Origin of the sequence: Streptomyces sp. SudanB25_2051, from assembly GCF_964272635.1 — a bacterium.
Taxonomy (GTDB): Bacteria; Actinomycetota; Actinomycetes; order Streptomycetales; family Streptomycetaceae; genus Streptomyces.
In genome coordinates, this window is sequence record NZ_OZ186787.1 from 2486240 (window position 1) to 2507926 (window position 21687).

The 21687-nt window shown below is 75.0% G+C and carries 17 protein-coding genes; 6 read left to right on the forward strand and 11 right to left on the reverse strand.

What is annotated here, in order from left to right; translation table 11 throughout:
- Positions 1-37 precede the first annotated feature (37 nt).
- The gene (locus ACSUPT_RS10975; RefSeq protein WP_436946198.1) at positions 38-1264 is read left to right on the forward strand and encodes a hypothetical protein; all 1227 of its coding nucleotides are present in this window, start codon (positions 38-40) and stop codon (positions 1262-1264) included.
- A gap of 119 nt (positions 1265-1383) precedes the next feature.
- Here ACSUPT_RS10975 and ACSUPT_RS10980 read toward each other — a convergent pair whose 3' ends face one another.
- The gene (locus ACSUPT_RS10980) at positions 1384-2931 is read right to left on the reverse strand and encodes a hypothetical protein (RefSeq protein WP_436946199.1); all 1548 of its coding nucleotides are present in this window, start codon (positions 2929-2931) and stop codon (positions 1384-1386) included.
- Positions 2932-3193: 262 nt separating this feature from the next.
- Between ACSUPT_RS10980 and ACSUPT_RS10985 the strand changes: the two genes are divergently transcribed.
- Together ACSUPT_RS10985 and ACSUPT_RS10990 are read left to right on the forward strand one after the other, a co-directional pair.
- Positions 3194-3733 (forward strand): WcaF family extracellular polysaccharide biosynthesis acetyltransferase, encoded by a 540-nt coding sequence (locus ACSUPT_RS10985; RefSeq protein WP_361659290.1) that lies wholly within the window; start codon positions 3194-3196, stop codon positions 3731-3733.
- Positions 3734-3744: 11 nt separating this feature from the next.
- Entirely contained in the window at positions 3745-4881 is a 1137-nt protein-coding gene (locus ACSUPT_RS10990; protein ID WP_436946200.1) for a glycosyltransferase, read from the forward strand.
- Positions 4882-4974: 93 nt separating this feature from the next.
- Here ACSUPT_RS10990 and ACSUPT_RS10995 read toward each other — a convergent pair whose 3' ends face one another.
- The 3 genes from ACSUPT_RS10995 to gmd form a co-directional block, all read right to left on the reverse strand.
- The gene (locus ACSUPT_RS10995; RefSeq protein ID WP_436944147.1) at positions 4975-5718 is read right to left on the reverse strand and encodes a hypothetical protein; all 744 of its coding nucleotides are present in this window, start codon (positions 5716-5718) and stop codon (positions 4975-4977) included.
- Between the two features lie 70 nt (positions 5719-5788).
- Complete coding sequence (locus ACSUPT_RS11000; protein WP_404147680.1) at positions 5789-8500, reverse strand: CBM96 family carbohydrate-binding protein; 2712 nt, start codon at positions 8498-8500, stop codon at positions 5789-5791.
- 287 nt (positions 8501-8787) lie between these two features.
- Complete coding sequence (gmd, locus tag ACSUPT_RS11005; protein ID WP_351965346.1) at positions 8788-9801, reverse strand: GDP-mannose 4,6-dehydratase; 1014 nt, start codon at positions 9799-9801, stop codon at positions 8788-8790.
- A 128-nt stretch (positions 9802-9929) separates the two neighbouring features.
- Between gmd and ACSUPT_RS11010 the strand changes: the two genes are divergently transcribed.
- Positions 9930-10949 carry a GDP-L-fucose synthase family protein gene (locus tag ACSUPT_RS11010; protein WP_436944148.1) on the forward strand — a complete coding sequence of 340 codons (1020 nt, stop codon included), beginning with the start codon at positions 9930-9932 and terminating at the stop codon, positions 10947-10949.
- Between the two features lie 20 nt (positions 10950-10969).
- Here the strand turns inward: ACSUPT_RS11010 and ACSUPT_RS11015 are convergent, their stop codons facing one another.
- The 3 genes from ACSUPT_RS11015 to ACSUPT_RS11025 form a co-directional block, all read right to left on the reverse strand.
- Positions 10970-12457 carry a sugar transferase gene (locus tag ACSUPT_RS11015; protein ID WP_436944149.1) on the reverse strand — a complete coding sequence of 496 codons (1488 nt, stop codon included), beginning with the start codon at positions 12455-12457 and terminating at the stop codon, positions 10970-10972.
- 162 nt (positions 12458-12619) lie between these two features.
- Positions 12620-13228 (reverse strand): ATP-binding protein, encoded by a 609-nt coding sequence (locus ACSUPT_RS11020; RefSeq protein WP_361659306.1) that lies wholly within the window; start codon positions 13226-13228, stop codon positions 12620-12622.
- A gap of 200 nt (positions 13229-13428) precedes the next feature.
- The gene (locus ACSUPT_RS11025; RefSeq protein ID WP_351965342.1) at positions 13429-13797 is read right to left on the reverse strand and encodes an STAS domain-containing protein; all 369 of its coding nucleotides are present in this window, start codon (positions 13795-13797) and stop codon (positions 13429-13431) included.
- A 239-nt stretch (positions 13798-14036) separates the two neighbouring features.
- Between ACSUPT_RS11025 and ACSUPT_RS11030 the strand changes: the two genes are divergently transcribed.
- Both ACSUPT_RS11030 and ACSUPT_RS11035 read left to right on the forward strand, forming a co-directional pair.
- The gene (locus tag ACSUPT_RS11030; RefSeq protein WP_351965341.1) at positions 14037-14942 is read left to right on the forward strand and encodes an RNA polymerase sigma factor SigF; all 906 of its coding nucleotides are present in this window, start codon (positions 14037-14039) and stop codon (positions 14940-14942) included.
- Positions 14943-15089: 147 nt separating this feature from the next.
- Positions 15090-15986: a class I SAM-dependent methyltransferase gene (locus ACSUPT_RS11035; protein WP_436944150.1), complete on the forward strand. Its 897-nt coding sequence runs from the start codon at positions 15090-15092 to the stop codon at positions 15984-15986.
- A gap of 135 nt (positions 15987-16121) precedes the next feature.
- On the opposite strand, the gene hutI is transcribed toward ACSUPT_RS11035, so the two are convergent.
- From hutI to hutU, 4 genes are read right to left on the reverse strand one after another with little or no spacing between them, the layout of a single operon-like run.
- Positions 16122-17381, reverse strand: a complete 1260-nt coding sequence (hutI, locus tag ACSUPT_RS11040; protein WP_436944151.1) for an imidazolonepropionase — start codon at positions 17379-17381, stop codon at positions 16122-16124.
- Between the two features lie 26 nt (positions 17382-17407).
- A complete protein-coding gene (locus tag ACSUPT_RS11045) occupies positions 17408-18751 on the reverse strand; it encodes a formimidoylglutamate deiminase (protein WP_436944152.1) in 1344 nt (447 codons plus the stop codon).
- The gene (locus ACSUPT_RS11050) at positions 18742-19944 is read right to left on the reverse strand and encodes an allantoate amidohydrolase (protein WP_351965390.1); all 1203 of its coding nucleotides are present in this window, start codon (positions 19942-19944) and stop codon (positions 18742-18744) included. The genes ACSUPT_RS11045 and ACSUPT_RS11050 overlap by 10 nt, the downstream gene beginning before the upstream one ends.
- Before the next feature lie 50 nt (positions 19945-19994).
- Positions 19995-21653, reverse strand: a complete 1659-nt coding sequence (gene hutU / locus ACSUPT_RS11055) for a urocanate hydratase (RefSeq protein WP_351965337.1) — start codon at positions 21651-21653, stop codon at positions 19995-19997.
- Positions 21654-21687 lie beyond the last annotated feature (34 nt).

The window sequence follows — 21687 nt, forward strand, 5'->3', positions numbered from 1 at the left end:
GGGCGCGGCCGGCGGCGGTACGGGTACGGGCGGGGCGCTGCGGGGGCGTACCGCGGCCGTCGCCTCCGTGCTGGACCAGGGCGCGGCCGGGCTGACGAACATCCTCGTGCTGGTGCTGGCCGCGCGGGTCTCGACGGTGGCCGGGTTCGCCGAGTTCTCCATGGTGTACCTGGTGTTCACCGTGGCGCTGGGCCTGTTCATGGCGTACGTCGGCCAGGCGCTGGTGCTGGTGCGGGGCGGCGCCGGGGCGGTGGCGTCGGCGTGCCGCTCGGCGCTGGCCTTCACCGCCGTCGGGGCGTCGGCCACCGGGGCGGTGCTGGTGGTCGCGGGGGCGCTGCTGCCGGGCGGGCGGGCGCTGGCGGCGCTCGGCGCGGTCCTGCCGGTGGTGCTGCTCCAGGACGCGGCACGGTACTGCTTCTCCCTGCTGGGCCGCCCGCACCACGCGCTGGCCGCCGACGCGCTGCGGCTGGTGTCGACGGTGGCCGTACTGGCCGCGCAGCCGGGCGGGGCGTCGCCGGGGCGGCTCGTCCTGGCCTGGGGGCTGGCGGCGCTGCCGGGGCTCCTGCTCGCGGGGCTGCTGCTGCGGCGGCCCCTGGCGGGCGCGCGGGCGGAGGTGCGGCGGTATCTGCGGCGGGGGCATCTGGGGCGGCGGTTCGTCGTGGAGTTCGCGGTGGGCAACGGCTCGAGCCAGGTCGCCGTGCTGTGCCTGGGCCTCGTGGGCAGCCCCCTCGCGGTGGGCGCGCTGCGGGGCGCCTCCGCCCTGTTCGGGCCGCTGAACGTGTTCTTCGGCGCGGCGAACGGCTTCGGGCCTCCGCTGCTGAACCGGCTCGGCGGCGGGCGGTCCGTGGTGCGTGTGACGCTGCTGCTGGGCTGCGCGCTGGCCGCGACCGGCGCGGTGTGGGGCGGGGCGTGGTGGCTGCTGCCGGACGGCTGGGGCCGCCGCGTGCTGGGCGAGTCGTGGCCGGCCGTCGCGGCGCTGCTGCCCGCGACGGCCGCCCAGTACACCGTGATGGGGCTGGGCGTGAGCGCCCTGCTGACGCTGCGGGTGCTGAGCCCGCGCGAGACGCTGCCGGTGCAGGTGGTCTTCTCGCTGCTGTCGGTGGCGCTGCTGTACGCCGGGTTCCGGGCGGGCGGCGCGACGGGCGCGGCGTGGGGGCTCGCGGGCGGCTCGGCGGCGAAGGCGCTGGCGGCGTGGGCGCGGGTGGCCCGTGTACGGCGCCGCGCCGGCCGCGCCCCGGAGGCCGCCGCCGTCGCGGGGACGTGAGGGGCGGTACGGGTGGCCGGGCGGTGTGGCTCGGTGGCGTGCCCCGTGGTGGCGGTCGGCCCGGTCACGCTCCGCTCCCCTGGTCCACCGCGCATGCGGAGGCGTGAGGGGCGGGCCCGTCAGCCCAGGCGGGCGCCCCGGTCCGTGCGGTAGGTGGCGATGAGCGCCAGGCACAGCGCGGCGATGGCGACCTTGCCGGTGGCCTGGAGGAGCGGGCCGCGTACGAGGATGAAGGAGTACCCGGCGACCAGCGGAGCCGTGATCAGCAGGAGGCTGCCGGTCGGCGAGCCCCGCACCGCGCGCCGCGCCACGCGCCGGTCCACGCGGGCGGCGGCGTACCCGACGGCGGCCATGCCCGCCGTCATGCCGACCGGCCCGAAGTCGATCCACAGCTCCGCCCACACCGGGGACGACAGGTTCGTGTTGACGGCGCCCATCCACTCGCCGACCATCACGCCCGTGTCGGCGGGCTTGTCGGCCCACACCGAGCGCGGGACGGCGAACAGCAGGGACCCGGCGAGCTGGTAGCCGTAGGTGTGGCCCTGCCCGGACTCCACGTACGTGATGGTGTTGGCGAACATGCCGACCTGGTCGTAGTCCTTCAGCGCCAGCGGCTCCAGGAACGAGGTCGTCTCGATCTGCCGCGCGTTGTTCTCGTCGTACCGGAAGCGGTCGGCGAACGGGAAGACGAGCAGCGCGACGACCACGCCGAGGCTCAGGGACGCCCGGTACATGGCGGCGCTCACCGGGAACGCGGTGAACAGCAGCGCGAACAGGACGGTCAGGAACCAGTAGCGCGGGTTCGAGACCGGGTTGTTGACGACGACGTTCAGGACGGCGAGCGCGCCGAAGACGGTGACGACGGACCAGGTGCGGCGGGCCCGGCGGGACGTGATCAGCCAGCGGGTGTAGACGAGGAGCGCGATCAGCGGCGGGACCGTGCCGAAGCCGCGCAGGAACGCCTGCCCGGCCTGCGAGCCGTCGCCGGAGACGCCCGCGTCCTCGATGCTGGCGATGATCTCCTGGCGGCTGCTGAAGAAGACGGCGGGGCCGCCCAGTTTGACGATCAGCAGCCCGCCGCACGCGAACGCCGCGAAGACCAGCAGCATCAGTCGCCTGCGGTGGATCAGCACCGGCCGCCCGTCGGGGTCGGCGGCACGTCCGCCCGCGTCCCGTTCACGGTGGCGAGGCGTGCGGTAGCGGGCGAGGAGGGCGCCCACGTCGAAGGCGAAGCAGCCCAGCAGGACCAGCGAGACCGCCTGGACCAGGTCCTCGCGGGGGCCCACGACCGGGGTGGGGACGCGCCCGAGGACCGCCTGCGCCAGCGGCGCGACGCCCATCGCCATGTAGCAGAACATCCAGAACGTCGCCTGGAGCAGTTTGCGGCGGGAGGTCAGCACCATCGCGGACAGCCGCACCCCGCAGTACACGGTGAGCACGACCTGCAGCCAGAACGCCGCGTCGCGCGGGCCCTCGCCCGACTGGGACACCACGGCCAGCGGCAGGAAGCACGCGAGGCCGAGGACCAGCGGCACGGACAGCGCCCGCGACAGCAGGGTGCGCGGCCGGAACGGCGGCGGCAGCGGTACGGGGCGGGGCGCGGCCCCCGGCCCGGGACCGTCCGGGCCTCCGGGCGTGCGGCCGCCGGACGACGTGCCGGGCGGCACCGCGCCACCGGGCGGCGTCGGGCCGGGCGGCGTCGGGCCGGGCGGCGTCGGGCCGCCGGGCGTGGGGCCTCCCGACGACGGGCCGGGTCCGGGGACGGAGGGCGTGGCGCGGGGTGTCGTGTCGGCCGTCACTCCGTACCCCCCGTCGACGTGTCCCGCGCAGTCTAACGAGCGGGTCCCGCGATGCCCTGCGACCGGGAGCCACCAGCCGCTAATCTGACGGTCATTCCGCATCGGGCGGTCACAGGGGGGAGTCCGACGCATGCGCGACCTGTCCGCGTTCACGCTGGCCGGGTACGACAAGGGCCGGGGCAAGCTGACCCAGGCCCTGTGGTTCGCCGTCATGAACCTGGTCTTCACGGCCTGGTGGTGCCCGGCCCGGCTGCGGGTCGCCCTGCTGCGCGCGTTCGGCGCGACGATCGGCGAGAACGTGCTCATACGGCACCGGGTCCGCGTCCTGTGGCCGTGGAAGCTGACCATCGGCGACCACACCTGGATCGGCGAGGGCGCCTGGCTGCTCAACCTGGAGCCCGTCACCCTCGGGGCGCACGTCTGTGTCTCGCAGGAGGCGCTCCTGTGCACCGGCGGCCACGACCACCGCGCCGCCGACTTCCGCTACCGCAACGCGCCCATCACCGTCGAGGACGGCGCCTGGATCGCGGCCCGCGCCACCGTCCTCGCCGGGACCCGCGTCGGCCGGCACGCCGTCGTCGGCGCCGGGGCCGTACTCCACCGGGACCTGCCCGAGCTGACCCTGCACACCGCGGACGGCGCCCGCCGCCCCGTCGAGGAGCCCACGTGACCGCCCCCGCCCTGCGTGTCCTGCACGCCGTCACCCTGCACTCCCCCACCGGCGCGTTCGGGGGGCCCGTACGGGTCGCCCTGAATCTGGCGCACGGACTGCGCGAGCGGGGCCACGACCCGCGCCTGCTGGCCCTGGCCGACGGGTTCGGGCCCGTACCGCCCACGCAGGTGGAGGGCGTGCCCGCACGGCTGTACCCGGCACGGCGGCTGCTGCCGCTCGGCTTCAGCGGGATCGCCTCGCCGGCGCTGCTGGCCCGGGCGGGGCGGCTGGTGCGGGGCGCGGACGTCGTCCACGTCCACCTGGCGCGGGACCTGGTGACGCTGCCCGTGGCGCTGGCCGCGCTGCGCGCGCGGGTGCCGCTGGTCCTCCAGACGCACGGCATGGTGGACCCCAGCGACCGGCTGCTGGCGAAGCTCCTCGACGCCGTGGCCGTACGGCGGGTGCTGCGCGGCGCCGACGCCGTACTGCACCTGACCGGGCACGAGCGGCGCGGTCTCGACGCGGTCGTCGGGGCTCCGCTGCCGAACGCGGTACGGCTGGTCAACGGCGTCCCCCGGCAGGAGGCGCGGCCCGCCCCCGAGGGGCCGCCGAGGATCCTGTACGCGGCGCGGCTCCAGGCCCGCAAGCGGCCGTGCGACTTCGTGGCCGCCGCGCCCGGGGTGCTGCGCCGCCACCCGGACGCGCACTTCGTGGTCGCGGGCCCCGACGAGGGCGAACTGCCCGCCGTGCGGGCGCTCATCGACCGGCTGGGGCTGCGCGGGCGGGTGGAGTGCGTGGGCGCCCTGGGCTCGGCGGAGGTGCTGGACGAGCTGCGCCGGGCGCATGTGTACGTCCTGCCGTCGGTGGACGAGCCGTTCCCGATGTCGGTCCTGGAGTCGCTGTCCGTGGGCACCCCGGCCGTGGTGACCGAGTCGAACGGGCTGGCGTCGGCGGTCCGGGAGGCGGGCGCGGGCCGGGTCGTGGCGGACGCGTCGGGCCTCGCGGGCGCCGTGCTGGAGCTGCTGGAGCCGGAGACGGCGCGGAAGGCGTCGGACGCGGCGCACGCGCTCGCCGGGTCGGCGTTCTCCATGGACGCCGTGGTGGACGAGCTGCTGTCCGTGTACGGCGGGGCGGTTTCCCGGGGCCGGACGCGCGGGCGGCGGTAGCCGCGTCGGCGGCAGCCACGCCTGGCCCGAGCCCGGCGGTGGCCGCCCCCGGCCCGCTGTCAGTCCGCCGTCAGGCCCTTGTCAGGCAGCCCGTCAGGCCCGCAGCCAGGCGTAGCAGCCGCTCGACTCGAAGCGGGCCGCGCCGGCCGGGACGGTCAGGGTGTGCGGCCCCGTGGCGCCGGGGGCGGGGCCTCCGGTGAGGCGGTCGCCCTTCGCGTCGGTGACCTGCCAGGAGCAGCTGGGCCCCGCGGACACGGTCCGGTAGCGGCCGGGGGCCGGCGAGGCGTGGGTGCCGTCCGGGTAGCCGCCCTCGGCCGCGTCGAGGACCGGGCGCTGGTCGGGGCACAGATGGGTGACGGCGTCCTCGGCGTCGCGCACGTCCCCGGCGACCACGGCGGCGGCCGCGGCGTCCTTGTCGTGCTTGGCGGTGCGGGCGATCCGCTGGCAGGACTCCCGGCCCACGTCGAGTACGGCGGCGGGATCGACGGCCCGCGGGACGCGGCCACTGAGGTACTTCTTCTCCTGCGGCGTGAACGAGCCGGTGGCCGGGGTGAGCGCCGCGTCGGGCCGCACGGGACCGGCGGGGGTGCTGCCGGGCGCGGGCGCGGCACCGGGACCGGCCGTCCCGGAGCCCGGCCCGGCGGTCTTCGCGCCGTCCTGCTCCCCCGCGACCCGTTCGGCCGCCGAAAGGGACGGCCCGGAGGCGGCGGGCGCCGCCGCCCCCGTACGGCCGGAGTCACCCGGCCGGCCGGAGCCGTCGGACGAGCAGCCCGCCAGGGCGAGCGCCGCCACCAGCGCGAGCGCGACGGCGACGGGACGGTGGGGATGCGTGCGCATGGGTACGGCTCCTGAGGGATTGGTGCGGGGGCGGGGGCGGCGCCCTCGGCGCCACCCCCGCCCCGTGCTTCTACACCGGCGAGAAGGTGAGGATCAGCCTCGGCGTGCCGCCCGATGCCGGGGCCTCGCGGGACCAGAGCCACAGGGCGTCCGTGCCCTCGCCGGTCAGCGCCAGGCTGTAGTCGCCGCCCAGCGCGGCGGCCACGGCGGCCTTGTCGAGCTGGACGGACGCGCCGGTGCTCGGTGCGGCCGGCGGGACGAGCGTGCCGAGCAGGGCCGTCCCGGTGGCCGGTTTCGTCGCGTACGTGACGTCCGCCTCCGCCCAGGCGCCGGTGACGGGCCTGACGAGCACCGGGTCGGTGGACCCGGCGGTGGACGACGAGTCGGTGCGGACCTCCAGCGACGCCCCGGTCAGCCGCGTCCCGGCGGGGGCGGCGGGCAGGGTGAAGCGGAGGTACGTCTCGTAGGCGGCGCTGCCGCGCACGGCCAGGGAGGTCGCGGCGCCGTAGTTGGTGCCGGTGGAGGCGCCGTTGACGTAGGCGTCCGCGGCGGGCGTCACGGTGGTGACCGTGTCGCCCTTCTGGGAGGCGCGGGCGTAGTGGCCGGCGACCTGGGTCGCGGTGAGCGCGGTCGGGTAGACCGCGGTCTCGTCGAGCTGCCCGGCGAAGTAGTTGCTGGACGGGCGGGACGGCCAGTTGCCGACGGCGTCGCCTCCGATGTGCCAGTAGCCGGCGTACCGCTCGTGCCCGGAGTAGCCGTTGCCGCCGATGCGCCGGCCGTCGACGTACAGGGTCATCCCGGAGGGGCCCTGGGTGGCGACGACGTGGTGCCACTTGCCGTCGTTGTAGGTGCCGGGGGTGCTGAGGTAGCGGGCGGTGCCGTCGTAGGCGCCGAAGTACAGCTGGCCCCAGTTGTTCATGTAGACGTGCTTGTCGTAGCGGCCGCTGTTGCGGGTGGTGTTGTTGCCGAACCCGATGAGCTTGCCGCCGCGCGTCGTGGTGGTCTTGAACCACGTCTCCAGGGTGTACGCGTCTCCGACGGTGACCCGCCGGTCGCTGTGCACCTTGGCGTCCACGCCGTCGAAGGAGAACGACTTGCTGCCGTCCGCGACGACGCCGGGCTGGCCCTGGACCGGGGTGCCGGACTGGAGGCCGCTGGTGTCGCCGTTGGAGGAGTCCGCGACGTACGGGGTGACCGTGTCGTCATACCGCCAGTACAGCTGGGCGCCGTCCGCGATGACCTGGGAGGCGTAGGGCTGCGCGGAGACCGCGGCGGTGGCGCTGACCGTGGCGGACAGGCCGCTGACGTTCCCCGCGGCGTCCGTGGCGGTCACCCGGTAGGTGTGGGTGGTGCCGGGGGTGAGGCCCGTGTCGGTGAACGACGCCTGCGGGCGGTGCCAGGGCAGCGAATCGGCGGTGACGGTCGCGACCGGGGCGGCCGCGCCGTCCCGGTACACCTTGTACGTCAGGCGGCTGTCGTCCAGGTCGAGGCTGGTGCGCCACCGGACGTGGATCTCACCGGGCTTGACGCTCGCCGCGCTCGCGACCGGGGTGGTGGGCCGGCCGGTGTCGCCGGTGGAGGCGAAGCGGGTGAGGCCCTGGGCGGGGGCGCCGTTGACGGTGGTGAACTCGCCGCCGGACCACAGGTATTCGACGCCGTCCTTGGCGGCGATCGTCATCACGCGCGGGCCGATGCCCTCGCCGAGGCCGTCGTTGGTGTCGGGGAACCAGCCGAGCTTGCCGACCGACGTCGTGGGCTGCGCCAGGAAGTGGTAGCGGCGCCCGTCGGGGAACTCCCCGACCAGGCCGCAGTCGTGGGCGTGCGAGGCGCTGTAGAGGACGCCCTTGTGCGCCTCGACGGCCTGCGTGGCGCCCAGGCAGGTGTCCCGCCAGCGCTGCTCCAGGGTGCCGAGCTCCAGGGCGATCCGGCCGTCGAAGCCGCCGGTGCCCTCGTGGGCGGTGTAGAAGCCGGTGGCGTCGGTGTCGATGTCCTTGACGACCGAGCTGTTCATGATGAAGCCCGGGTACGTCTTGACGTTGGCGCCGGTTTTCGCGTCGACCACGGCCAGGGCGTGCGAGGAGGCGCCGTTGACGGTGAAGAAGTCGCCGCCCAGCAGGGCGTGCCGCCCGTCGGGGGTGATCTCGACGGCCCGGCCCGGCTCGTCGACGTCGGCGCGGAACGGCCGCAGGGCGCCCGTCGTCGCGTCGACGGCGGCGTACCGCTGCCGGGGCTCGCCGTTGACCTGCGTGAAGTCGCCGCCCGCGTACACCGTGTCGTCGGTGACGGCCAGCGCGCGGACGGTGGCGGGGAAGGCCGCGTTGAAGGCGTCCTTCGGGGTGCAGGTGGCGATGTCGATGGCGGCGGCGCTGGAGACCGGCATGCCGTTGACCGCGCCGAAGTAGCCGCCCGCGTACAGGGTGCGCTTGTCGGGCGACACGGCCAGGGCGCGCACGGTCGCGGTGCCGGACGAGACCGTGAAGGACAGCCGGCAGTCGGTGGGCGCGCCCGTCGCCGCGTCGAGCGCGACGAAGTTCAGCGCCTGCCGCTCGGTGCCGGCCGCGCCTTCGGGAGGCCGTACGGCGGAGAACGTGCCGCCCGCGAAGACCACGCCGTTCGCCTCGGCGAGGGCCCAGACGATGCCGTTGGTCTGCCAGGTGGGCAGGTCGTCGGCGGTGAAGGCCACGGGTGCGGTGAGCGCGGTGGCCTGCGGGGCGGTGACCGCCCCCAGACCGGCCGCGAGGGACAGGGCGAGGGCGGCGTGCAGCCCTCTGGATCTCTTCATGTACCCCCCAAGACGGACGTCTCGACGCCGTGAGCGCTCGTGCGGCGCGGCCGCGGGCGCGGGCGAGTCGCCCAAACGTGTGAATGAGCCGTAGAGTAGCGGCCCTTGGGCCATTTCTGGCCAACTCCACAAAAAACTACGGACAGTTCCCGGCCATATCCGGGGCCGCGCACACCGGCCGGACCGCCCCGCCGGACCGCGAGCCCCGCCGGACCGCGAGGCGCCGGACCGCCCCCGCCGGGCCCACCCGGACGCGGACGCCCGGACGCCCGAGGGGGCCCGTCGGCTCAGCGGTCCACGCGCACCGTCACCCCGGCCAGCTCGTCCTGCACCTGGCGGATGTCGGCGTCCACCATGATCCGGGCCAGCTCGTCCACCCGGACCTCCGGCTTCCAGCCCAGCAGCTCCTCCGCCTTGCCGGCGTCGCCGATCAGCGCGTCGACCTCGCTGGGCCGCTCGTACTTGGCGTCGTGCCGGACGTACTCCCGCCAGTCGAGGCCCGCGTGGCCGAACGCCGTCTCCAGGAACTGCCGCACGGTCGCCGGGACGCCCGTCGCGACGACGTAGTCGGTCGGCTCGTCCTGCTGGAGCATCCGCCACATCGCGTCGACGTACTCGGGGGCGTACCCCCAGTCGCGGACGGCGTCCAGATTGCCGAGGTACAGCTCGCTCTGGAGGCCCGCCTTGATCCGGGCGACCGCCCGGGTGATCTTGCGGGTCACGAAGGTCTCGCCCCGGCGCGGCGACTCGTGGTTGAACAGGATGCCGTTGACGGCGTACATCCCGTACGCCTCGCGGTAGTTGACCGTCGCCCAGTAGCCGTACACCTTGGCCACGCCGTACGGGCTGCGCGGGTGGAAGGGGGTCCGCTCGTTCTGCGGGGGCGGGGTCGCGCCGAACATCTCCGACGACGACGCCTGGTAGACCCGGGTGTCGATGCCCGACGCGCGCACCGCCTCCAGCAGCCGCAGCGCGCCGAGCCCGGTGACGTCCCCGGTGTACAGCGGCGCGTCGAAGGAGACCCGGACATGGGACTGGGCGCCCAGGTTGTAGACCTCGTCGGGCTGTATCTCGCGCAGCAGGTTCACCAGCGCCACCCCGTCGGACAGATCGGCGTGGTGCAGCACGAAGGACCGGCCGGACTCCTGCGGGCCCTGGTAGATGTGGTCGATCCGCTCGGTGTTGAAGCTGGACGAGCGGCGCACCAGGCCGTGGACCGTGTACCCCTTCTCCAGCAGCAGTTCGGACAGGTAGGACCCGTCCTGCCCGGTGACCCCCGTGATCAGCGCGGTCTTGCTCATGCGTGGCATCCCCTCCCGGAGGAGCCGCACACCGGCCCCGTCCCCGTTTCGCTCTCGCCTTGTGCTCGTATACGGAAATCCGGGCGACGGCCGCGGGTCGCGCCGCCGCTCCTGGCATGATCCGGCCCATGACCGACTCGCAGGCGGCACCGCCGCCCCCCGCCCCGTCGTCGTCCCCGGCCCCGTCGCCGTACCTGCCGCGGCGGGCCCGGATATTCGTCGCGGGCCACCGCGGCCTCGTGGGTTCCGCGATGGTCCGCAGGCTGACCGCCGACGGCCACGAGGTGATCACCCGTGACCGTGCCGCGCTCGATCTGCGCGACGCCGCCGCGACCGGCGCGTTCCTCGCGGACGTACGCCCGGACGCCGTCGTCCTGGCCGCCGCGAAGGTCGGCGGCATCCTCGCGAACAGCACCCGTCCGGTGCCGTTCCTGGAGGACAACCTGCGCATCCAGCTCAGCGTCATCGCCGGCGCCCACGCGGCCGGCGTGCCGCGCCTGCTGTTCCTGGGCTCGTCGTGCATCTACCCCAAGCACGCCCCGCAGCCCATCCGCGAGGACGCGCTGCTCACCGGCCCGCTTGAGCCCACCAACGAGCCGTACGCGCTGGCGAAGATCGCCGGCATCTGCCAGGTCCAGTCCTACCGGCGGCAGTTCGGCGCCGCGTACATCTCGGCGATGCCGACCAACCTGTACGGGCCCGGCGACAACTTCGACCTGGAGACCTCCCACGTCCTGCCCGCCCTGGTGCGCCGCTTCCACGAGGCGCGGGAGGCCGGCCGCGACGAGGTGACGCTGTGGGGCTCGGGCAGCCCGCGCCGCGAGTTCCTCCACGTCGACGACCTCGCCGACGCCTGCGCGACGCTCCTCGCCTCGTACGACGGGGACGCGCCGGTCAACGTGGGCTGCGGCGAGGACCTGACGATCCGTGAACTGGCCGGGACCGTCGCGGAGGTGACCGGCTTCACCGGCCGCATCGCCTGGGACACCACCAAGCCCGACGGCACGCCCCGCAAGCTGCTGGACGTCTCCCGGCTGACCGGCCTCGGCTGGCGGCCCCGCATCCCGCTGCGGGACGGCATCGCCGCGACGTACGCGTGGTGGCTGGAGCACGGCGGCGCGGGGGCGCGGTCCGGCCGCGAGGGCTGAGCGCGCCGGTCCGGGCGCCATCAGTACGCTCCGCGGCCGTCGACGACGGCCCGGAGCGTACGGCTCATCACGTCGAGGTCGCTGCTGAACGACCAGTTGTCGACGTAGTGGAGATCAAGCTGGACCGTTTCGTCCCAGGAGAGGTCCGAGCGGCCGCTGACCTGCCACAGGCCCGTCATGCCGGGCTTCACCCGCAGCCTGCGCAGCGCCGTCGCGTCGTACGCGGCGACCTCCTCGGGCAGCGGCGGGCGCGGTCCTACCAGGGACATGTCACCCCGTAGGACGTTGATCAGCTGCGGCAGCTCGTCCAGGGACGTGCGGCGCAGGAAGCGGCCCACGCGGGTGACACGCGGGTCGCGGCGCATCTTGAACATCAGGCCGTCGCACTCGTTGCGCGTGGCGAGGTCGTCCTTGCGCCGGTCGGCGTCGGTGACCATGCTGCGGAACTTCCACATCGTGAAGGTCTCCTGGTCGCGGCCGACCCGGACCTGCCGGTAGAGCGCGGGCCCCGGCGAGTCGAGCCGTATCAGCGCGGCGAGCAGGAGCAGCAGCGGCGCGAGCAGCAGCAGTCCGAGGGCGGCGCCGCAGCGGTCGACGGCGGTCTTCAGCGCGGCCTGCGGGCCGTGGCCGACCGGCGGGTCGACGCGCAGGACGGTGAGCCCGGCGACGGACGCGGCCGTCAGCCGCTTCACGGACGTCTCCACCAGGCCGGGGGTCAGGGCGACCTCCAGTCCGGCGTCGTGCAGCACCCAGCACGCCTCGCGCAGCCGGTCGCCGGTGAGGCGGGCGCCGGGGGCGAGGAGCACCAGTTCGGCGTCGTGGCGGTGGGCGGCATCCACCAGGCGCTGCCCGGCGGCGCGGCCGTCCAGGCCCGGGTCGAGCCACTCGGCGCCCGCCGGGTCGCCGGCCGGGGCGCCGTCCGCGGTGACGACGGTGCCCACGACGGCGTACGGGTGGTCGGTGCGCGACGCCAGGCGCTGCACGGCGGCCTCCAGGACGCCGGGCTCGCCCACGACGAGGACCCGGTCGACGGCCTCGGCGGCGCGGCGGGCGGCGGTGAGGTGGCGGTGCAGGCTGCGCCGGCAGACGACGGCCGCCGCCAGGCACGGCAGCAGCGCGGCGAGCGCCGCGTACGGCTGCGGGGTGCGGCCGGTGGCGACGCCCAGGACGGCGAGCGAGGCCACGAGGATGAGCCAGTCGTGCAGGACGGGCATGGCCCCGCGCGACTCGCCGAGCTCGGCGGTGCGGTAGCGGTGGCGCAGCGCCCGTACGGTGATCCAGGCGGCCGTGGCGACGGCGGCGGTGCGCAGGCCGTGCGGCTGCTGGGCCCGGTCGAGGACCAGGGCGACGGACACGGCGGCGACGGCGGTGTCGGTGCCGAGGACGGCCGGCAGGTACCAGCGCGGTTTGGCGCGGCGGCCCGCCGTGGTGCGGCGCCGGACGGCACCGGCGTCGCGGACGGTGGTCAGACGTGTGGTGCGAGCCCCATAGGTTCCCGTGTCTCCCAAGATTCGTACGCCCCCCCAGGCTTGGAAAACCGTGCGGCCCGCCCAGGTCGGTACGGCGGGTCACACAATTCCTTCACGCGAGGGCACACTACGCCACACGGACGTTCTGCAGAACACGTCCTTTCGTAAGCTTTCGTATACGTACCGTTTCCGGTCACTCGCTTACGCGGGGGCGGCCAACTCCGCCCACACGGTCTTCCCCGCGGCTTCCGGGGAACGCGTGACGCCCCAGTCGAGGCAGAGCCGCTGCACGATGAACATGCCGTGCCCGCCGGGCCGGCCCGCGCGGTGCGGGGTGCGGGGGGCGGGCTGTCCGGCGCCCCGGTCCTCGACCTCCAGGCGCAGGACCTTGGCGTGCAGCGAGACCCGCAGCTCCTCGGGTCCGTCGGCGTGCAGGCAGGCGTTGGTGACCAGCTCGGAGACGACCAGCAGGACGTCCTCGGCGGCGGCGCGGCGGTCGGCCGTGGCCGCGGGCAGCCAGCCCCAGTCGTAGAGCGCCTGGCGGGTGAAGTCGCGGGCGAGGGGGACGACACCGCTCGCGCCGTCCAGGGTGAGCCGGCGCGTCTCGCGGTGGGGCCCCCGCTCGTCGCTCCGCCCGTCACCGCGGTCCCCGGCGGGCGCGTCCTCACGCTCGCCCGCGGGGGCGCCGCCGCTCCCGGCGGCCCGCTCGCCGGACGGGCCGGAAGCCGCCACACGCTGTGCGGAATGGGTGCCGGGGCCGTCCGGCTCTGGGCCGAGGCCGCTCGGCGGTTGCTGCCGGGTGGCACCCATCAGCGCGTCACCTCACCGATTCACCAGGTCGTCTCTGCGTCGACGTCGACATCGACTTCGCTTACCAAGAGTGTGGCCTTTTTCGCAGCCCACCGTGGGGGTCTTCTGGCTTCTTCTGCCCGCCCGTCCCCGGGCGACACCCCCCGGATCGCCCCGCGCCGGGCCGGCGGCGAGGACTCGCCGCCACACCGTCCGCCGGGCTACCGCCCGAGGGCCGCTTCCAGGGAGTCGTGGATCTCGAAGACCACACCCGCCCCGGTGATCTCGAACACACGCGCCACGGCGGGCCGCATCGCGGCGAGGTGGACCACCCCGCCTGCCGCCTCCGCCTTCAGCCGCGCCCCGAGGAGCACGTTCAGCCCGGTCGAGTCGCAGAACTCCAGCTGGGAGCAGTCGACCACCAACCGGGTGCGGCCCTGGGCCACCGCGGCCTCCAGGGGTTCTCGCAGCAGCTCCGCGGTGTGGTGATCGAGCTCACCCACCGGGGTCAGGATCTCGCTCGAACCTTCCGTCCGGACCCCGACGTGAAGCCGGCCCTGATTCGCGCTGCCGACCGTCTCGCGGCCCATTCCGCCCCTCTTCGCCGATGCCGTTGGGTCGGGAGAACCCTACGACGAATCCGCCTCCGCGGGTAGTCGGAGGCCACCACAAAGGGTATATACAGGAAAAATGGCAATCGCACCGGCCACTTGCACCGGCACGTGCGAACCGGATAGGGCTAGTAGGGCAACCCCCGACACGGCCGGCTTTGGAGGCGCCGCACACCGCAATCCGACGTATGGGCATCGGCGGCCATATGCCGAGAACGATGGAGGACACCATGTCACCCCGGCTCGACGAAACGCGTACCCACGACGCGGCGTCGGCAACATCCCCCCACCACATCGATCACCCCGGCTTCCACCCGGACCTCTCCGACCTCCCCGAGATCCCTCCGTACGACGAGGTGGGGGCGGTCGACGCGCGAGCGCTCTCCAAGACGCTGTTCGCCCGGCTCGAGACCCTCGAAGAGGGCACCCACGAATACGCGTACGTCCGCAACACCCTGGTCGAGCTCAATCTCGCCCTGGTGAAGTTCGCCGCCTCCCGCTTCCGCACGCGCAGCGAGCCGATGGAGGACATCATCCAGGTCGGCACCATCGGCCTGATCAAGGCGATCGACCGCTTCGAACTGAGCCGCGAGGTCGAGTTCCCGACGTTCGCGATGCCGACGATCATCGGCGAGATCAAGCGGTTCTTCCGCGACACCTCCTGGTCGGTGCGCGTTCCCCGGCGCCTCCAGGAGCTGCGCCTGGAGCTGGCGAAGGCCGGCGACGAGCTGGCGCAGGAGCTGGACCGCTCCCCGACCGTCGCGGAGCTCGCCGACCGGCTCGGCATCAGCAACGACGAGGTCGTCGAGGGCATGGCGGCGAGCAACGCCTACACCGCCAGCTCCCTGGACGCCCAGCCCGAGGAGGACGACACCGAGGGCGCCCTCGCCGACCGCATCGGCTACGAGGACCACGGCCTGGAGGGCATCGAGTACATCGAGTCCCTGAAGCCGCTCATCGCGTCGCTGCCGGCGCGGGACCGGAAGATCCTCTCTCTGCGGTTCGTCGCCGGGCTCACGCAGTCGCAGATCGGCGAGGAGCTGAACATCTCGCAGATGCACGTGTCGCGGCTGCTGTCGCGCACGCTGACGAAGCTCCGCAAGGGTCTGACCCTGGAGGAGTGACGCCCGCCGCGGCACCCGCCGTGCCCTTACGCCCGAGGGCCCGCCCCCCTGCCGGGGAGCGGGCCCTCGGGCGTCGCGCGTACCGGCGGGGCGTCCGACGGCGCGATCCGCGCGGGCCGGGGCGCCGCCCCTGGTTGGCTGGGGGCCATGACGACGACGATGCGGCAAGAGGAGTTCCTGAGGCGGTTCCACGCCGAGCGGCCCGGCGTCACCGGCGAGGCCCTGGCCCGGGGCGCCGGCCCCGACGGGCGGTCCAGCTACGCGATGCTGTGCGACCTGGTGCGCGACGCCCGCGCGGTCCTCGACCTGGGCTGCGGGGACGGGCTGCTGCTGGAGCGGCTCGCGGCCCGGCACGGGCGGGGACCGGGTGGTGGGGGCGACGGCACGGGGGCCGCGCCGGGCGGGGGTGCCGGACGGCTGCTGGCCGGGGTGGACCTGTCGGCCGAGGCGCTGGCCGCGGCGCGGGGCAGGGCCGGGGTTCCCGCCGGGGCGGCGCTGGCGCAGGCGCGGGCGCAGCGGCTGCCGTTCGCGGACGGCTCGTTCGACGCGTGCGTGTCGCACATGGCGCTCATGCTGATGGGCGAGGTGGACCTGGTCGCCGCGGAGGTGGCGCGCGTCCTGCGGCCGGGCGGGGTGCTGGCCTGCGTGGTGGGCGGCGGGGCGGTCCCCGGCGGCGGTGACGCGTACCAGCGGTTCCTGCCGCTGCTGCGGGACGCCGTGGAGGCCGTACCCGCCGGGCGGCGCGTGCCGAGGCTGGGCGACCCCCGCACCCGTACCCGGGAGGGCCTGGGCGAGGTGCTGCGGGGGGCCGGTTTCGGGGCGGTCGGCTGGGAGACCGTGCCGCTGCGGCTGGACGGGACGGCGGAGGAGGTGTGGGCCGCCGTGTCCGGGCTGTACGACCTCGCGGCGCTGACCGGGGCGGAGGCGGCCGCGCTCCGTGAGGCGTTCCGGGACCGGATCGCGCCGCTCACCGGCCCGGACGGGCGCGTGCCGTGCGCGATGCGCGTCCATGTCGCCCGCGCGGCCCTTCCGGCCGGGAGCTGACCGGCCCGCCCCGGCGGGACGGGGGCGCGCACGCCCGTGACCGGCGCGCCGGTGCGCCGCCGGGGGCCCGGTACGCCGCCGGCACGCCGACAGGGGGGCGGCACGCGCCGCCCCCCTGTGCCCCTCGGGCGCCTGTCACACGGCGACGGGCCTGCCCGCGCGCCAGACCTCGGTGACCAGGGGGACGCCGGGCCGGTAGGCGAGGTGGACGTGGGACGGGGCGTCCAGGAACGCCAGGTCGGCGCGGGCACCGGGGCTGAGGCGGCCGATGTCGGTGCGGCGCAGGGCGGCGGCGCCTCCGGCCGTCGCGGACCACACCGCCTCGTCGGGCGTCATGCCCATGTCCCGTACCGCCAGGGCCACGCAGAACGGCATCGACGAGGTGAACGACGAGCCGGGGTTGCAGTCCGTGGACAGCGCCACCGTGGCGCCCGCGTCCAGCAGGCGCCGCGCGTCCGGCCACTGCGCGCGGGTGGAGAACTCCGCGCCCGGCAGGAGCGTCGCGACGGTGGCGCTGTGGGCGAGGGCGTCCACGTCCGCGTCGGTCAGGTGGGTGCAGTGGTCGGCGCTCGCGGCGTCCAGTTCCACCGCGAGTTGCACGCCGGGGCCGTACGACAGCTGGTTGGCGTGGACGCGGGGGTGCAGTCCGCGCGCCTTGCCCGCCGTGAGGATCGCGCGGGCCTGGTCGCCGTCGAAGGCCCCCTTCTCGCAGAACACGTCGATCCAGCGGGCGTGCGGGGCGCAGGCGTCGAGCATCTCGCCGGTGACCAGCTCCACGTAAGCGGCCGGGTCGTCGGCGTAGTCGGGCGACACGATGTGCGCGCCGAGGTAGGTCACCTCGTCGGTGTGGCGGGCGGCGATGCGCAGGGCCCGCGCCTCGTCCTCGACCGTCAGGCCGTAGCCGGACTTCGTCTCGAAGGTGGTCGTGCCCTGGCGGAGCGCCTCCCGCAGGTAGCGGATGACGTTCGCCTCCAGCTCCGCGTCGGTCGCGGCGCGGGTCGCGGCGACGGTCGTGCGGATGCCGCCCGCCTCGTAGGCCCGGCCGGACATGCGGGCGTTGAACTCGGCGGTGCGGTCCCCCGCGAAGACCAGATGGGAGTGGGAGTCGACGAAGCCGGGGACGACGGCCCGGCCGCCGGCGTCGACCCGGTTGTCAGTGGCGGGTGCTTTGCTGGATTCACCGGTCCAGACGACGCGGTCGCCCTCGATGACGAGCGCGGCGTCCTGGATCAGTCCCAGGGGGGATCCGTCACCGAGGGAGGGGTCGTTGGTGACCAGACCGGCGATGTGGGTGATGAGCGTGGCCGCGGTGGCCCTCGGCGCGACGGCGTTGTTCGTCGTGTCGGGGCCCGCGGTCGCGGGGGCGCTGTTCGTGGGCTCGTTGCCGCTGTTCATGGTGCGGGAGTTCTCCTTCGGCCGGGTCAGTCGAGCAGGGCGGCGATCGCGTCCCGCAGCGCCCGCGGCACATCGGGTACGAGGGCGTGGGCCCCGTCCCGTACGACATGGCGGCCGCCGACGACCGTGTGGCGCACATCCGCGGCCGACGCGGCGAATACGGCCGTCTCGGCTGCCAGGCGCGGCGGCGGCCCGGCCGTCCTGACGGTGTCCAGCGCGATCGTGGTGAAGTCCGCGAGCGCGCCCGCCTCCAGGATGCCCGCGTCGGGGCGGCCGAGCGCGGCGTGCCCGTCGGCCGTGGCGGCGTCCAGCAGCCGCGCGGCGGTCCAGTTGCCGCGCACGCGGGTGCGCAGCCGCTCGTCCAGCTCCATCGCGCGCGCCTCCTCCAGGAGGTCGATCACGGCGTGGCTGTCGGAGCCCAGCGACAGGGGGCTGCCCGCCCGCTGGAGGGCGACGGCCGGGCCGATGCCGTCGGCGAGGTCGCGTTCGGTGGTGGGGCACATGCAGGTGCCGGTGCGGGTGGTGCCGAGGAGCGCGATGTCCTCGTCGGTGAGGTGCGTGGCGTGCACGGCGGTGGTCCGCTCCCCGAGGGCCCCGTGGTCGGCGAGCAGCCGGGCCGGGGTGCGGCCGTGGGCGGCGAGGCACGCCTCGTTCTCGGCGGGCTGCTCGGAGAGGTGGACGTGCAGGGGCGCGCCCCGGTCGCGGGCCCAGTCGGCGACGGCGGCCAGCTGGTCGGCGGGGACGGCGCGCACGGAGTGGATGGCCGCGCCGATCCGGACGGTGGCGTCGGCGGTGTCCTTCAGCGCCGAGACGCGTTCGGCCCAGGCGTCCGCGGTGCCGTCGGAGAAGCGGAGCTGGTGCTCGTTGGGCGGCTCGCCGAAGCCGGACGACAGGTAGGCGGTGTCGAGGAGGGTGATGCGGATGCCCGCGTCGGACGCGGCGGCAATCAGGGCCTCGCCCATGGCGTTGGGGTCGGCGTAGGGGGTGCCGCCGGGCGCGTGGTGCAGGTAGTGGAACTCTCCGACGGCGGTGATGCCCGCGAGGGCCATCTCCGCGTACACGGCGGTCGCCAGGGCGCGGTAGGTGTCGGGGGTGAGCCGGGACGCCACCTGGTACATGGTGTCGCGCCAGGTCCAGAAGCTGCCCCGCTCGGCCTGGACGCGGCCGCGCAGGGCCCGGTGGAAGGCGTGGCTGTGGGCGTTGGCCAGGCCGGGGAGGGTCAGTCCGCGCAGGGCGGTGGCGCCCGGCGGCGGGGCGGTCACACCCGGGCGGACGGCGGCGATCCGGCCGTCCGCCATGTCCAGGGCGACACCGGGGACGACCGCGCCGCCCAGCCAGGCGTGCTCCAGCCAGTACGTCGTCAGCGGCATGCCAGGCCCTCCAGTACGTCGGCGAGGGCGCGCACGCCGGCCACGCAGTCGTCCTCGGCGGCGAATTCGGCCGGGGAGTGCGAGACGCCCGTGGGGTTGCGGACGAACAGCATCGCGGTCGGGACGGAGGCGGACAGGATGCCCGCGTCGTGTCCGGCGCCGGTGCCCAGGACGGGCACGGGCCGGTCGCCGCCCCGGCCGAGGATCGCGGCGAGCTCGTCGCGCAGGGCGTGGGCGAACTCGACGACGGGGGTGAACGACTCGCGTACGACGGCGAGGTCGACGCCCTGCCGTTCGGCGGCCTCCCGCGCTGCGGCCTCCACGGCTGCCGTGACGGTGTCGAGGGTCGCCTGGTCGGCGGCGCGCGAGTCGAGCCAGCCGCGCACCAGGGACGGGATGGCGTTGACGCCGTTGGGCTCGACGGCGACCTTGCCGAACGTGGCCACGGCACCCGCCAGTTCCGCCTCGCGGCGGGCGGCCAGGACGGTCTGCGCGTACGACAGCATCGGGTCGCGGCGGTCGGTGAGCCGGGTGGTGCCGGCGTGGTTGGCCTCGCCCCGGAAGTCGTACCGCCAGCGGCCGTGCGGCCAGATCGCGGAGGCGATGCCGACCGGGTCGCCGGTCAGGTCGAGGGCGCGGCCCTGCTCGACGTGCAGTTCCACGAACGCGCCGATGCGGGCGAGCCGCTCGGGGTCGGGGCCGATGGCGTCGGGGTCGTGTCCGGCGGCCGCCATGGCGTCCGCCAGGCTGACGCCGTCGCCGTCGCGCAGGGCGTGCGCGGCGTCCTTGGTCAGCTGCCCGGCGGTGAGGCGGGAGCCGACGCAGGCGAGGCCGAAGCGGGCGCCCTCCTCGTCGCCGAAGTTGACGACGGCGAGGGGCCGGGTGAAGGAGGCGCCGCGCTGGAGGAGTTCGTCGACGGCGGCGAAGGAGGACACGACGCCGAGCGGGCCGTCGAAGGCGCCGCCGTCGGGCACGGAGTCCAGGTGGGAGCCGGTGACGACGGCGTCCGTGCCGTGCGGGTCGCCCAGCCAGGCCCACTGGTTGCCGTTGCGGTCGGTCTCGTAGGCGAGGCCGCGCGACTCGGCCTGCTCGCGGAACCAGGCGCGGCAGTCGGCGTCGGCGCCGGTCCAGGCGTAGCGCCGGTAGCCGCCGGAGGCGGGGTCGCGGCCGATGCCGGCCAGCTCCTTCCACATGGTGTGGAAGGACTGGCCGGCCACCGGCTGCCGTCGCTCGGACGACGGGGTCACGCGTCCTCCCGCATCGGGACGCGGACGCCCCGCTCGGCGGCGACCTCGTCGGCGCGGTCGTATCCGGCGTCCACATGGCGGATGACGCCCATGCCCGGGTCGTTGGTGAGGACGCGGCGGATCTTCTCGCCGGCCAGCGGGGTGCCGTCGGCGACGGTGACCTGCCCGGCGTGGATGGAGCGGCCCATGCCGACGCCGCCGCCGTGGTGGAGGGAGACCCAGGAGGCGCCGGAGGCGACGTTGACCATGGCGTTCAGCAGCGGCCAGTCCGCGATGGCGTCGGAGCCGTCGAGCATGGCCTCGGTCTCGCGGTACGGGGAGGCGACGGACCCGCAGTCGAGGTGGTCGCGGCCGATGGCGAGCGGGGCGGCCAGCTCTCCGGAGGCGACCATGTCGTTGAAGCGCTCGCCGGCGCGGTCGCGCTCGCCGTAGCCGAGCCAGCAGATGCGGGCGGGCAGGCCCTGGAAGTGGACGCGCTCCCCGGCCATCTTGATCCAGCGGGCCAGCGACTCGTTCTCCGGGAACAGCTCCAGGATCGCCTTGTCGGTCTTGGCGATGTCGGAGGCCTCGCCGGACAGGGCGGCCCAGCGGAAGGGGCCCTTGCCCTCGCAGAACAGCGGGCGGATGTAGGCGGGGACGAAGCCGGGGAAGGCGAACGCCCGGTCGTACCCGGCGAGCTGCGCCTCGCCGCGGATGGAGTTGCCGTAGTCGAAGACCTCGGCGCCGGCGTCCATGAAGCCGACCATCGCCTCGACGTGCCTGGCCATCGACTCGCGGGCCCGCTGTGTGAACCCGGCCGGGTCCTTGGCGGCGGCGTCGGCCATGTCCTCGAAGGCGACGCCGACCGGCAGGTAGGCGAGCGGGTCGTGGGCGGAGGTCTGGTCGGTGACGATGTCGATGGGGGCGCCCATCGCGAGGAGCTGCGGGACGAGCTCGGCGGCGTTGCCGAGGACGCCGATCGACAGGGGGCGGCGCGCGTCGCGGGCCTCGGTGGCCAGCTGCAGGGCGTGGTCGAGGGAGTCGGCCTTGACGTCCAGGTAGCGGTGCTCGATGCGGCGCTCGATGGCGCGCGGGTCGCAGTCGACGCAGATGGCGACGCCGTCGTTCATGGTGACGGCGAGGGGCTGGGCGCCGCCCATGCCGCCGAGTCCGGCGGTGAGGGTGATCGTCCCGGCGAGGGTGCCGCCGAACTTCTTCGCGGCGACGGCGGCGAACGTCTCGTAGGTGCCCTGGAGGATGCCCTGCGTGCCGATGTAGATCCACGACCCGGCGGTCATCTGCCCGTACATGGTGAGGCCGAGGGCCTCCAGGCGGCGGAACTCCTCCCAGTTCGCCCAGTCGCCGACCAGGTTGGAGTTGGCGATCAGGACGCGCGGCGCCCACTCGTGGGTCTGCATCACGCCGACCGGGCGGCCGGACTGGACGAGCATCGTCTCGTCCTGCTTCAGCGTGCGCAGCGTGCGGACCATGGCGTCGAAGGAGCGCCAGTCGCGGGCGGCCTTGCCGGTGCCGCCGTAGACGACCAGCTTGTCGGGGTGCTCGGCGACCTCGGGGTCGAGGTTGTTCTGGAGCATCCGCAGGGCGGCCTCCTGCTGCCATCCCAGGGCGCTCAGTTCCGTACCGCGCGGGGCCCGTACGGGTCGGGGTCCTGACATGGGGGTGCCTCCTCGGATGCTCCGGCCCGGCGGC